This window comes from Pseudomonas sp. P42 (genome assembly GCF_017973755.1).
Classification (GTDB): domain Bacteria; phylum Pseudomonadota; class Gammaproteobacteria; order Pseudomonadales; family Pseudomonadaceae; genus Aquipseudomonas; species Aquipseudomonas iridis.
Genome location: NZ_JACOPU010000006.1, coordinates 125,674 through 139,150, shown reverse-complemented (window position 1 = coordinate 139,150; position 13,477 = coordinate 125,674). Strand labels below are relative to the sequence as shown.

10 protein-coding genes are annotated in these 13,477 nt (G+C 58.5%); 6 read left to right on the top strand and 4 right to left on the bottom strand.

The genetic code is table 11. From position 1 onward, the window contains the following. Nucleotides 1-2: 2 nt before the first annotated feature. Nucleotides 3-1,328, bottom strand: a complete 1,326-nt coding sequence (locus H8B20_RS20080) for a sigma-54 dependent transcriptional regulator (RefSeq protein ID WP_210624325.1) — start codon at nucleotides 1,326-1,328, stop codon at nucleotides 3-5. 367 nt (nucleotides 1,329-1,695) lie between these two features. Here H8B20_RS20080 and H8B20_RS20075 point away from each other — a divergent pair, with 367 nt between their 5' ends. The 3 genes from H8B20_RS20075 (at nucleotide 1,696) to nhaB (ending at nucleotide 5,221) form a co-directional block, all read left to right on the top strand. After that, complete coding sequence (locus tag H8B20_RS20075) at nucleotides 1,696-1,962, top strand: hypothetical protein (RefSeq protein WP_042559048.1); 267 nt, start codon at nucleotides 1,696-1,698, stop codon at nucleotides 1,960-1,962. 281 nt (nucleotides 1,963-2,243) lie between these two features. Further along, nucleotides 2,244-3,533, top strand: coding sequence for an NHL repeat-containing protein (locus H8B20_RS20070; RefSeq protein WP_210624324.1), 1,290 nt, complete (start codon nucleotides 2,244-2,246; stop codon nucleotides 3,531-3,533). A gap of 185 nt (nucleotides 3,534-3,718) precedes the next feature. Next, nucleotides 3,719-5,221 (top strand): sodium/proton antiporter NhaB, encoded by a 1,503-nt coding sequence (gene nhaB, locus H8B20_RS20065; RefSeq protein ID WP_210624323.1) that lies wholly within the window; start codon nucleotides 3,719-3,721, stop codon nucleotides 5,219-5,221. A gap of 123 nt (nucleotides 5,222-5,344) precedes the next feature. Here the strand turns inward: nhaB and H8B20_RS20060 are convergent, their stop codons facing one another. The 3 genes from H8B20_RS20060 to gnd are packed head-to-tail and all read right to left on the bottom strand — an operon-like array spanning nucleotide 5,345 to nucleotide 8,651. Then, nucleotides 5,345-6,154, bottom strand: coding sequence for an HAD family hydrolase (locus tag H8B20_RS20060; RefSeq protein ID WP_210624322.1), 810 nt, complete (start codon nucleotides 6,152-6,154; stop codon nucleotides 5,345-5,347). Beyond that, a complete protein-coding gene (gene zwf, locus H8B20_RS20055; RefSeq protein WP_210624321.1) occupies nucleotides 6,151-7,674 on the bottom strand; it encodes a glucose-6-phosphate dehydrogenase in 1,524 nt (507 codons plus the stop codon). Before zwf ends, H8B20_RS20060 begins: the two co-directional genes overlap by 4 nt. Beyond that, nucleotides 7,671-8,651, bottom strand: a complete 981-nt coding sequence (gene gnd / locus H8B20_RS20050) for a phosphogluconate dehydrogenase (NAD(+)-dependent, decarboxylating) (RefSeq protein WP_042559043.1) — start codon at nucleotides 8,649-8,651, stop codon at nucleotides 7,671-7,673. The genes zwf and gnd overlap by 4 nt, the downstream gene beginning before the upstream one ends. Nucleotides 8,652-8,923: 272 nt before the next feature. Here gnd and H8B20_RS20045 point away from each other — a divergent pair, with 272 nt between their 5' ends. The 3 genes from H8B20_RS20045 (at nucleotide 8,924) to H8B20_RS20035 (ending at nucleotide 13,461) form a co-directional block, all read left to right on the top strand. Further along, on the top strand, nucleotides 8,924-9,106 hold the full coding sequence (locus H8B20_RS20045; protein ID WP_042559042.1) for a DUF6026 family protein: 183 nt from the start codon (nucleotides 8,924-8,926) through the stop codon (nucleotides 9,104-9,106). A 212-nt stretch (nucleotides 9,107-9,318) separates the two neighbouring features. After that, the gene (locus H8B20_RS20040) at nucleotides 9,319-11,067 is read left to right on the top strand and encodes a phosphoethanolamine transferase CptA (protein WP_047300992.1); all 1,749 of its coding nucleotides are present in this window, start codon (nucleotides 9,319-9,321) and stop codon (nucleotides 11,065-11,067) included. Nucleotides 11,068-11,214: 147 nt separating this feature from the next. Beyond that, on the top strand, nucleotides 11,215-13,461 hold the full coding sequence (locus H8B20_RS20035) for a TonB-dependent siderophore receptor (protein ID WP_210624320.1): 2,247 nt from the start codon (nucleotides 11,215-11,217) through the stop codon (nucleotides 13,459-13,461). Nucleotides 13,462-13,477 lie beyond the last annotated feature (16 nt).

Sequence of the window (13,477 nt, the reverse complement as noted above, 5' to 3'; positions counted from 1 at the left end):
CCCTAGCGGATCTGGTGTTTGTGCAGCAAACGGTAGAACGTCGGCCGGGAAACGCCGAGCACTTTGGCCGCAACACTGAGATTATCGCTGTGCCGGTTCAAGACGTCGCACAGGGCCTGGCGTTCGGCGCGGGTCTTGTAGTCTTCCAGGGTGCCCATGGGCGTGGCGATCGAATGCTGGCTGATCAGCCCCAGATCCCGCGCTTCGATCTGCCGGCCTTCGGCCAAAACCAGGCCCCGACGCACGCGGTTGGCCAATTCACGAACATTGCCCGGCCAATCATGCTTGCCCATGGCAATCAACGCATCTTCGCTGAAGCTGCGCGGACGGCGGCCGGTTTCTTGGCTGTAGAAATGCGAGAAGTGGTTGGCCAGCATCGACAGATCACCATGCCGTTCGCGCAACGGCGCGGTGACGACTTGCAGCACGTTAAGCCGGTAATAAAGGTCTTCCCGAAAGCGCTTCTTCTCGATTGCCGCCTCAAGATCGACGTGGGTCGCCGCCAGTACGCGTACATCCACCGCAATAGGCTGACTGCCACCCACTCGTTCAATGTGCTTCTCCTGCAGAAACCGCAGCAGATTGGCTTGTAATTCCAGCGGCAGATCGCCAATTTCATCCAGAAACAACGTACCGCCGTTGGCCGCTTCAATGCGCCCGACCTTGCGTTGATGAGCGCCGGTAAACGCACCTTTTTCGTGTCCAAACAGCTCGGACTGAATCAAATGCTCGGGAATCGCCCCGCAATTGATCGCCACAAAAGGCTTGCTGTGGCGTTGGGATTGGCGATGCAGTGTGCGCGCGACCAGTTCTTTGCCAGTGCCGCTTTCGCCACGGATCAACACTGGCGATTCGGTGGGCGCCAGTTTACTGAGCAACTTGCGCAGTTCGCGGATCGGTTTGCTGTCGCCAAGCAGTTCATGTTCGGGCTGATCGACGTGGATCGTGCCCTGCCCGCGCAGCCGCGCCATGCCGAAGGCCCGGCCGAGGGTGACCTGCACCCGTGACACGTCGAACGGCAAGGTATGAAAATCGAAAAACCATTCGCAAACGAAGTCGCCAACGTTCTGCAATCGCAGAACTTCCTGATTGAGCACGGCGATCCATTCGGTGCCGCTGCGGCTGATCAGTTCTTTAACGGCTTCGGGTCGTTCCAGATGAAAGGGCTGCAAACGCAAGAGCCCGACATCACAGCTGCGGTCGGCAGCGTTTTCCAGGGTACAACTGTCGACATCCCACCCTACCGCGCGTAAACCCGGTAACAGGCGGTGGCAGTCGTCGCACGGATCGACCACCAATAAACGTCGTAACGCAGGCGCTTCGCTCATGACTGTTCCTTGGCGCCAAATTTTAAGAAAAGGTTGAAAAAACAGTCATTTGGCAGACCTGACTGTAACACTAGCAAGATTTTGACAGCGCCTTGTATCGTTTGCTTATAGGTGTACAACCAAACTCGTTATAAGAACGTTAGTTGTTAGTTAGCTATCGACTTATATCTGTTCTTGACTCGCCGTTAACAAGCTTTCGCCAAGCTTTCAAAACTGACTTAAAACCGGGTATATGAAAGAAAGTCGAAATTTCTTTGCCAAGAGTGTGACCTGCTCCCCGGTTGCGTGCATCAGTACAAGTAACCAGCCGAACGGTCAGCCCAACCGACGGCAAATCACTGATTGGGCACTATAGAGAGAAGACCCCATGACCGCCCCGCTCCGTATCAACGAAGCACTTTTGATTGCCAACCACGCCTTCAAGCCTTTCCAGTGCGTGGCCTGGGCGCCGCAAGACGGCAATGGCGAACTGAGCCTGACCGTTATCGACCGCACCAACTCCCACATCGGTCGCAAACAGATTCCCAGCAGTGCCTACTCCGATCCAGCACAACTTGAGCAACTGCTGCAGCAGGCGCGTGCTGAACTGAGCGAAGAAGGTTACGCGCTGCAATCCTGGTCGATGCCACACTGATAACCGGGTGATGCGGATGACTTCCTGGTCATCCGCCCTCCTCTTGTTAGTTGCTGTTTCTGATTAGTCGTCGGTACTTTTGTACAACTTTCGGCAATGCGCTCCAGCGTAATTGCTTGGCACGCTTGCAATTGGTTCAAAAAGACACTGTTCTGGCACAGTGCGACCCTCCACCTGTTAGTTCTTACAGTTGTACTTCCCTCAGTTCAGGTTTTGAATGTTCCGCTCATGCAGTTACCAGCCGATTTTCGGTGTTGGTCAACTCGCAAGGAGATGCGTGCATGTCCACACTGAACGCCTTTGCGCTCCCAGCGTTATTGAATGACGCGGGACAACTTGACCAAACCTTTGCCCACGGCGGCGTTGCTCAGGTGTACTTCGCCGGGAGTTTGTCCAGCCTGACCGAGGATGTCGCGCTCGATGCGCAGGGGCGAACTCTGGTGGCGGCGAAAGTCGGCGTTGCCGAAGGCAGCCGTTTCGGCCTCGCACGGTTGCTCGCAGATGGTTCTGCGGATTTGTCCTTCGGTAATCAGGGCAGCGTGATTGACACGTTTGCCCATGGTTTCGAAGCGATGGCCGGCAAAGTCCAGGCGCTCGCCGATGGACGCATCCTGCTGGCCGGTTTGCACTATGAAAACAGCCATCGCACCTTGCCCGCCCTGGCCTTGTTCGATGCGCAAGGCAATCCGGATCAGACGTTCGGCGACAATGGCCGGCAAGTCGTGCGTCTACCAGGCGACTTGTCCATGGGCACCCGCGACACCTGGCTCCCGCCCGGTGTACCCGGTGCCGAAGCCTGCGACTTCGCGGTTCAGGAAGACGGGCATATCCTGCTGATCGCCAACCATCACTTCGAACTCGCCGATCACGCCGGCATGCTGATCCGTCTCAAACCCGACGGTAGCCTGGATGAGACTTTCAACGGTCGCGGCTTCGTGATGATCCGCCATTTGCTGCTCAATACCTGGCTCAACAGTCTATTGTTGCAGGCCGACGGACGGATCGTGGTCGGCGGATCGATCGACTTTCCGCAGCAAGGTCTGTTGGCGCGATACCTGCCCGAGGGTTGTCTTGATGATAGCTTCGCGGTGGATGGTTTCATGGCGTTCACCGCCCAAGGCAAAAGTGCACTGGTCAGTCAGATTCTTGAGTCCACCGAATCACTGCACTGTTTCGGCAGCAGTCGCGACCCGATCCGCTGCCTGGCGCTCACAATGCACCTCAATGGTCGCCCGGATTCGCACATCAACAATGGCCAGCCGCAACTGCTCGAAATCGGACCCAGCGGCTGCCAGTGGAGCGCCGCGCAACGCATGGCAGACGGTCGGATGATTGCGGTGGGAGCAACCCTTGGCGGTGTCGAGGCAGACTTCATCGTCGCTCGTTATCGCACCGATGGCAGCCTCGATCCAAGCTTCGGTCATGGCCGCGGCTGGCTACGCACACGTCTTGGCCGCAGCCTCGACACGGCCAACTCACTGGCCGTGCGACCAGACGGCGAGATACTGGTGGGTGGCTATTCGCTGGATGGCAACTACCGGGCGATGGTTGCGCGGTACCTCAATCACTGAACTTCCCCTGACACAATTACGCCTCCTGTAGGCGCTGCCGAAGGCTGCTGTTTTTTGATTTTAGAAACAGGATCGAAGGATCGCAGCCTTCAGCAGTTCTACAGGGGCGTGTTTCAGGCAGTTAGAACTTGAACTCGGCTGAAACATCCGGCAACTTGCGCGCTTCTGAATACAAGGAGCAACCGATGTCCGGTTCAATCGCCCAGGCGCTAGCGCACAACTTTCTCGGGCACTCGCCACGTTGGTACAAGGCGACCATCGTCGGCTTCCTGATCCTCAATGCGCTCGTGCTGTTCACCGTCGGCCCAGTCGCGGCGAGCTGGCTGTTGGTGATCGAGTTCATTTTCACCCTGGCCATGGCCCTCAAGTGTTATCCGCTGATGCCCGGTGGTTTGCTGTTGATCGAAGCCCTGCTGCTGAAGATGACCACACCGCAGGCGCTCTACGATGAGCTGGTGCACAACTTCCCGGTGATCCTGCTGTTGATGTTCATGGTCGCCGGCATCTACTTCATGAAAGACCTGCTGCTATATCTGTTTTCGCGACTGCTGTTGGGCGTGCGCTCCAAAGCGATACTGTCGCTGATGTTCTGCTTTCTGTCGGCGTTTCTCTCGGCGTTCCTCGATGCCCTGACGGTAACCGCAGTGATCATCAGTGCAGCGGTAGGCTTTTACTCGGTCTACCATCGGGTGGCCTCGGGCAACGATCCGCGCAAAGACAGCGAATTCGGCAACGACCAACACCTGCCGACCCTGCACTATGACGACCTGGAACAATTTCGCTCGTTTCTGCGCAGCCTGTTGATGCACGGCGCGGTCGGCACAGCGCTTGGCGGCGTCTGTACGCTGGTGGGCGAGCCGCAGAACCTGCTGATTGGCCATGAAATGGGCTGGCATTTTGCGGAGTTCTTCCTGAAAGTCGCGCCGGTGTCCCTGCCGGTATTGGCCGCGGGCCTGGTGACCTGCGTGTTGCTGGAAAAACTGCGCTGGTTCGGTTACGGCACCCTGTTGCCGGACAACGTGCGCGCCGTACTGGCCAACTACGCCGCCGAAGACAACGCCGAACGTACCGCGCGTCAACGCGCTGCGCTGCTGGTGCAAGGCGCCGCCGCGCTGATCCTGATTGGATGCCTGGCCTTTCACGTGGCAGAGGTCGGCTTGATCGGCTTGATGGTGATTGTGCTGATCACCGCATTTACCGGGATCACCGACGAGCATCGTCTGGGCAGCGCGTTCAAGGACGCCATGCCGTTCACTGCATTGCTGGTGGTGTTTTTTGCCGTGGTGGCAGTGATTCACGATCAACAGCTGTTTGTGCCGCTGATTACGTGGGTACTGACGCTGCCGGTAGATCAACAACCGGGCATGCTGTTTATAGCCAACGGCCTGTTATCGGCCATCAGCGACAACGTGTTTGTCGCAACCATCTACATCACCGAAGTGAAGCAGGCATTCCTCGCAGGCCAAATGAGCCGCGAGCATTTCGAGACGCTGGCGATTGCGATCAACACCGGCACCAACCTGCCGAGTGTGGCGACGCCAAATGGTCAGGCCGCGTTTCTGTTCCTGCTGACGTCGGCGATTGCGCCGCTGGTGCGCTTGTCCTACGGGCGGATGGTATGGATGGCAGTGCCTTACACCGTGGTGATGGGCCTGCTAGGCTGGTATGCCGTCAGTTACTGGCTCTGATCAACACCGAATAAACCTGTGGGAGCGAGCCTGCTCGCGAAGAGGGAGAGTCAGACAACGGATTCGTTGATTGACACACCGTTTTCGCGAGCAGGCTCGCTCCCACATCGGGACCCGGTTGAGTCAGCGAGCAAGGATGTATTTCTCGATCGCCTGGGCCACACCGTCTTCGGTGTTCGGCGCCGTCACCACGTCAGCCTGACGCTGCACCGCCTCTTCCGCCTGGCCCATGGCAATCGACAACCCCGCGCAATGGAACATCGCCGGATCATTGCCGCCATCGCCAATCGCCGCTGTCTGCGCAAGCGGCACGCCCAGATGTGCAGCCAGTGTCGCCAGTGCCGTGCCCTTGTTCGCCTCCAGCGCCGTGACGTCGAGGTACACCGGTTGTGAGCGCGAGACTTGCGCCATGCCGTTGACCTTGGACAACAGGCGCGCTTCCAGCTCGATCAGAAACTCGGTGTTGTTACTGGTCGCGACGATCTTGTCGATGCGCTCCAGATACGGCTCAAAACTCTCCACCACCACCGGCGGATAACCAAGGCCATGCTGTTCGCGCGGCACCATCGGCCCGTTCGGGTCTTTGAGCAGCCAGTCACCGCCGCTGAACACCCAGACTTCAACATCAGGCTGGTCCGCGAACGTCGCCAGTGCAATCAGTGCGGTTGCCGCCGGCAGGTAATGCGCCACCAGCAGACTGCCGTCCGGATTGACGATGGTGCCGCCATTGAACGCCGCGGTCGGCAGGTCGACGCCCAAGGCTTCGATCTGCTGCAGCATGGCTTTGGGTGGACGACCGGTGGCGAGGCTGAACAGCACGCCCGCCTCGCGCAACGACCGGACAGCGTCGATGGTGCGCTGGCTCAGACTGTGATCGGGCAACAACAGCGTACCGTCCATATCGCTCAGCAAAAAACGGACAGGCTCGCTCATCCCAGACCATGCCAGACGCGGCCATCGCGAGTGAGTAGATCTTCGGCAGCCTGCGGGCCATCTTCACCGGCGGCATAGTTTTGCACGCTCGCATCCTGCTGCCAGGCGTCGAGGAACGGCTGCACGGCACGCCAGCCATTCTCGATGTTGTCGGCGCGCTGGAACAGTGTCTGATCGCCAGTCAGGCAGTCGTAGATGAGTGTTTCGTAGCCGGTCGACGGCTGCATCTCGAAGAAATCCTTGTAAGCGAAACCCAGCTCGATGTTGGCCATGTTCAACGCCGGACCGGGACGTTTGGCCAGCAGATCGAACCACATGCCTTCGTTCGGCTGGATCTGGATGCGCAGGTAGGTCGGCTGCAACTCGTCGACTTCGGTGTCGCGAAACTGCGCATATGGCGCCGGTTTGAAGCAAATAACGATTTCGGTGTCGCGCACGCTCATGCGCTTGCCGGTGCGCAGGTAGAACGGCACGCCGACCCAGCGCCAGTTGTCGATCATCACCTTGAGCGCGACGTAGGTTTCGGTGCTGCTGTCGGGTGCAACGTTGGCCTCTTCGCGATAACCAGCCAGTGGCTTACCGCCCACTTCGCCGGCGCTGTACTGCCCGCGCACCGAGTTGGCCCGCGCTTCTTCCACGGTCCATGGGCGAATGGCGCCGACCACCTTGGCCTTCTCGCCCCGCACCGCATCGGCGCCGAACGCCGCCGGAGGTTCCATGGCCACCATCGCCAGCAACTGGAACAAGTGATTGGGCACCATGTCACGCAGCGCGCCGGTGTGTTCGTAAAAACTGCCACGGGTTTCAACGCCAACGGTTTCCGCGGCGGTGATCTGTACGTGGTCGATGTAGTGATTGTTCCAGAATGCTTCGAACAGGCTGTTGGAGAACCGGCTGACCAGAATGTTCTGCACGGTTTCCTTGCCCAGGTAATGGTCGATCCGATAGATCTGCTTCTCGGACATCACCTTGAGCAAACAGGCATTCAGTGCTTCGGCAGTTTGCAGATCGGAACCGAACGGCTTCTCGATCACCACCCTTCTGAACGCTTCAGGGGTTTCCTCGAGCAAACCGGTGCTGCCGAGACGGCGCACCACTTCGCTGAAGAAACGTGGTGCGGTGGCCAGATAGAACACCGCATTGCCGGTGCCACTGTCGGCGATTTTCGCCGCCAGCGCGGAATAAGTGCTGTCGTCCAGGAAGTCGCCCTGGACGTAGCTGATACCTTTGGCGAGCTTGGCCCACAAGGCCGGATCAAGCATCTGATCGCCCTTGCCGACCTTCGCCGCCACTTCGGTGCGGATGAAGTCTTCGAGTTTTTGCGCGAAGGCTTCATCGGTAATGGCGTTGTGATCAACGCCGACGATCCGCAGACCCTCATCAAGCAGGCCGTCGCGACTCAGGTTGTAAAGCGCGGGCATGAGCAAGCGCTTGACCAGGTCACCGTGGGCACCGAACAGAAACAGCGTGGTCGGTGGTGCGGGTTCTGCCTTGGATTTTCTGCGGATCGTATGGGTCATTTTTTCGCAGTCTCTACGTGGCCGCCGAAGCCGAAGCGCTGGGCCGAAAGAATCTTGTCGCCAAAAGTGCCCTGACCGCGTGAGCGGTAGCGCGAGAACAGCGAGTTCGACAGCACCGGTACCGGCACCGCTTGTTCCATGGCGGCTTCGATGGTCCATTGACCTTCGCCACTGTCTGCCACCGAGCCGGAGAAACCGTCGAGTTTCGGGTCGCTGGCCAAGGCGTCGGCAGTCAGGTCGAGCAACCAGGACGACACCACGCTGCCACGACGCCAGACTTCAGCGATGTCAGCCACGTTGAGATCAAAACGCTGATCTTCCGGCAGACGCTCGCTGGATTTGGTCTTGAGGATGTCGAAACCTTCGGCGAAGGCCGCCATCATTCCGTACTCGATGCCGTTGTGAATCATCTTCACAAAATGTCCGGCACCGGCGGGACCGGCGTGGATGTAGCCGTGTTCGGCACGCGGGTCATCGGACTTGCGGTCCTTGGTGCGCGGAATATCGCCCATGCCCGGCGCCAATGCGGCAAACAGCGGGTCGAGACGTTTTACGGTCTCGGCATCGCCGCCGATCATCATGCAGTAACCGCGCTCCAGGCCCCAGACGCCACCGGAGGTGCCGACGTCGATGTAGTGCAGGCCCTTCTCGGCCAGGGTTCTGGCGCGGCGGATGTCATCCTTATAGTTGGTGTTGCCACCGTCGATAATAGTGTCGCCAGCTTCCAGCAGGTTGCTCAGCGTTTCGATGGTGTCTTCGGTCGGCGCGCCGGCCGGCAGCATGACCCACACGGCCCGTGGTTTGGCCAGGCCTGCAACCAGTGCCGGCAAATCGGCAACGCCCGTGGAGCCCTCGGCGACCAGGTTATCGATGAAAGCGGTATTGCGGTCGAAAACAACGGTGGTGTGACCGTTGAGCATCAGACGCCGCGCAATATTGCCGCCCATACGGCCCAGTCCAATAATCCCGAGTTGCATGTGCTGATGCTCCTTACTACAAATAATGTGTGTCAAAAGGTATAGCCCAACGCGACTAATGGAGGTTAGTCCAGAGCACCGGGATGAAGTTTCCGGGCATTGTGCCCGATCTAGACTGATAACGCCCTCAAACCTGTCGAAGACACACCGACCATGAAAAATAAAAAAGTTCCATTCAGTGGCAAAAGAAAACAAAATTGGTGCCGATAGTAAGTCAGCACCTCAAAACGGGGGCTATTTACAGTTGAGACATACCATTTGCGAGGTGAGCAATGGGCACAGTACACACAGCAATGCCGGCACAAACCCTGTACGTCACGATTCGTCGCGATGAATTGCGTCAGTTGAAAGACGAGCGCGACCAATTGAAGCAGGAGTTGGCGCAACTGCGCGCGTTGACCCATGGCGCTCAGTCCAAACCGTTGCCGGTTGTCCAGCGTCACCCGCACGCCTGACCTTCCCCGCTGTTTTCGGGAGCAGCCGACGCTGTTCCCGTCACGATGTACCCAAGGCCGTTTAAGTACAGACAAGCGCGCCGATTAACAAAACTTTCACATTCCCTTCGTGATACTGCGCCGCATTCTGGCCGTACCTGCGCGTGCGGCGTCCGTTCGTCGGTTTCATGGATGTTCCGGCGGTAGTTGTAACGAGTGAGCTGGAGCGCCGAATGGCATTGTTCAAACGCAGCAAAACGACTGCGGCAGGTTTCGATTGGGCCGGTGTTCTCTGGCTGTTTGTGTTCTTCTGGTACTTTTCCGGCATTACCCAACTGCTGATTCAGATAACCGGCACCTCCGGTTTCACGGGGTTTCGCCAAGCGTTCGTGATGAGCGCGATCTGGCTGGCACCGATGCTGTTGTTCCCCAAACGCACAAAACTGCTCGCCGGCCTGATCGGCGTGGTGCTGTGGGCCTGTTCGATGGCCAGCCTGGGTTACTTCTTCATTTATCAGCAGGAATTCTCCCAGAGCGTCATCTTCATCATGTTCGAGTCGAACGTGTCTGAAGCCGGCGAGTACATGACTCAGTACTTTGCCTGGTGGATGGTGGCGGCGTTCCTGGCGCATACCGCATTCGCCTGGTTCCTGTGGACTCGCTTGCGCCCGGTGTACATGCCCCGTGGCCGCGCAATGGTCGCTGCCGCGGCTATCGTGATCGCTGTCGTCGGTTATCCGCTGGTCAAGCAAACGCTGCGCATGGGCACCTTCGCTCAAGGCTTCGAGAAGTTCGAAACCCGTATCGAGCCGGCGGTGCCATGGCAAATGGCAGTGGCTTATCACCGTTATCTCGACACCCTGGAAGACATGCAGGGCATGCTGGACAGTGCCAGCAAGATCCCGCCGCTGCATAACCTCAAGGCTGCCGGAGCTGATCAGCCGTCAACGCTTGTGCTGGTAATCGGCGAGTCGACCAACCGTCAGCGCATGAGCCTGTACGGCTACCCGCGCAACACCACGCCGGAACTGGACAAACTCAAGGATCAACTGGCGATTTTCGACAACGTCGTGACCCCTCGCCCCTACACCATCGAGGCGTTGCAGCAGGTACTGACTTTCGCTGACGAAGAAAACCCGGACCTCTACCTGTCTACGCCATCGTTGGTCAGCATGATGAAACAGGCGGGTTACAAGACCTTCTGGATCACCAACCAGCAGACCATGACCAAGCGCAACACCATGCTCACGACCTTCTCCGAACAGGCCGACGAGCAGGTGTACCTCAACAACAACCGCAACCAGAACGCTGCCCAGTACGACGGCGACGTGATCGAGCCGTTCAACAAGGCGCTGGCCGATGCGGCGCCGCGCAAGTTGATCGTCGTGCATTTGCTTGGCACCCACATGAGCTACCAATACCGTTATCCGCCGACCTTCGACAAGTTCAAGGATCGCAACGGTGTTCCGCCGGGTGTGCGTGACGATCAGGTACCGACCTACAACAGCTATGACAACGCCGTGCTGTACAACGACTTTGTCGTGTCGAGCCTGATCAAGGATTATGCCAAATCCGATCCGAATGGCTTCCTGCTGTATCTCTCGGACCACGGCGAAGACGTGTTCGACTCGGTGGGTCACAGCACCCTGGGCCGCAACGAAAACAAACCGACCGCGCCGATGTACACCATTCCGTTCATGGCCTGGGCCTCGCCGAAATGGCGCGAAAACCATGACTGGAACCTGGCCGGTGACTTGCAGCGACCGTACAGCAGCTCGCATCTGATCCACACGTGGGCAGACCTGGCCGGTTTGAGCTTCGACGAACTGGACCGCAGCAAAAGCGTGGTCAGCGACAGCTTCAAGGTTCGTCCACTGCTGATCGGCGATCCGTATCAACGTGAACAACGGGCGCTGATCGATTTCAGCCTGATGAAGCCCAAGCCCGTCGCGGGCGCAGAGTCGAAAGTCGTACAACAGTGACATCGCAAAGGGGCCGAAACCGGCCCCTTTTTCATGCCTGCAACATTCTTAAATGAAAGTATTTCGCGTTTGATACTAAATCGCAGTTTCGCGCTTCGTCTTTGAACAAACGGATTTTTTCCCCTCGAAGACAAGGAGTCGGCTGCGATGTTCGCGCCCATCACCCGTTCCATGACCCTTACCCTGGGCCTCTGCGGAGCCGCCCTGAGCCCCGATCTGCTGGCTGAGTCCGAAGCCGAAAAACCACCGGAGCCCACCGCTCCGGCGCTGGAACTGGCATCGACCAACATCTCCGCGCAAGGCCTGGGCAGCAGCACCGAAAACACCCACGCTTACACCACCGGCGCTATGAGCACTGCTACGCGGATGAACCTGTCGATCAAGCAAACGCCACAGTCGGTGTCGGTGGTCACCCGCCAGCAGATGGATGATTTCAAGCTCGGTACATTGTCCGAAGCCATGAGCCAGACCACTGGCGTGGTGGTCCAGCACCTTGACTCGGATCGGGTCGGCTATTCCTCCCGGGGTTATTCGATCAACAATTTCCAGATCGACGGGATGCTCAACACGTTCGACCGCATGAAGTCAGACGCCGACACCATCATCTACGACCGCATAGAAGTTGTGCGCGGTGCCACTGGCCTGACAACGGGTGCGGGCGATCCGTCCGCGACCATCAACATGGTGCGCAAACGGCCGACGGCCCAGCTTCAGGCGCTGGCCGGGGTCAGCGGTGGCAGCTACGACGATTACTACAGTTACGTCGATGTCGGTGGCCCGCTGGCCTTTGATGGGCGTTTGCGCGGGCGTACGGTGCTGGCTTATCGCGACAGCCAGTCGTTTCGCGACAAGTACGCGCTGCAACGGGAAGTCGGCTACGGGATTCTTGAGGCCGACCTGACCGATTCCACGGTGCTCGCCGTGGGTTATGACTATCAGGACAAGCAGGTGCAAGGTTCGGCCTGGGGCACCGTACCTTACTGGAACGCCGATGGCGGCAAGGCCGGACTGGGTCGCTCGACCAATATGGCGACTTCCTGGAGTTCGTGGCCGCTCAAGGATAAAACCGCCTTCGCCACCCTTGATCAGGCACTGGCTGGAGGCTGGCACCTGAAGGCGGCCTACACCCATCGCCAAAGCGATATCGACGGCAAGGTCTACTATGGCGGCGAAGGTTTCCCCGACGCAGACCGCAGTGGCATGGTTGCTTACTCTTCGCACATGGTCGGCACGCAGAAAATGGACGTCTATGACTTCAATCTCTCCGGCCCCTATTCGTTGCTCGGTCGTGAGCACGAAATGATGTTCGGCTATGGCGAAGCAGAACACCGTTCCTACTCCCCGAAGACCGTCAACGGACCGCGTGCCGCCGGTTACGGCAGCATCCGCGACTGGAAATACATGGGCGATATCGCCAAGTTCCCCGACACCGTCACAGGCCTCACCAGCTCCAGGGGCAACACGCGACAGAAGGCGGGCTATATCGCCACGCGCCTGAGCCTGACCGATCAGTTGAACGCCGTGATCGGCAGCCGCTACGGCAGTTGGGAAGGCGAAAATGCCGACTACTCGTATGACAAAAGCCTGCGATTGACCCGCGTTGAAACAACTCGCCAGCAACAAAGTGACGTCTGGACACCCTATGCCGGGCTGCTCTACGACCTGACGCCGGAATACACCGCTTACGTCAGCTACACCGATATTTTCAAACCGCAGAGCAACCGCGACAGCAGCCGCAAGTACCTCGATCCGGTCGTCGGCAGCAACTATGAAGTGGGCCTCAAAGGCAGTTTGCTGGAAGAGCGGCTCAACGTGGCCACGGCGCTGTTCTGGAGCAAGCAGGACAACGTTGCCGAGGTCGACAATTCGGTGCCGCCAGATCCGGTCACCCGCGAAAAGTTCTACAAGTCAGGCGGTAAAGGCAACAAGGTCAATGGTTTCGAAGCCGAGGTCTCCGGCGAAATTCTCAACGGCTGGAACATGACCGCCGGCTACACCTACACCCATTCGGCCAACGGTGAGCAACAACGGACCAATGAAAACCAACCGCTGAACATGCTGCGGGTTTCCACGGCGTATCGTTTGCCGGGTGAATGGCAGGCATTCACCGTCGGCGGTGCAGTGAATTGGCAGAGCCGTATTTTCGGCGATTCGAATCGCCCGATCGGCCGGGATGCCGAGGGCGAATTCATCACCGAAAATGCCAAAATTCACCAGGGCGCCTACACCGTGGTCAAGCTGATGTCGCGCTACGCGATCGACAAAAACCTCTCGGCCTCGCTGAACGTCGATAACCTCTTCGACAAGAAGTACTACGAAAACGTCGGTTTCTACAACGGCGTGTATTGGGGCGATCCGCGCACAGTGACGGTGAGCCTGGACTGGAAGCTCTGACTTTCTTTTATGCCCC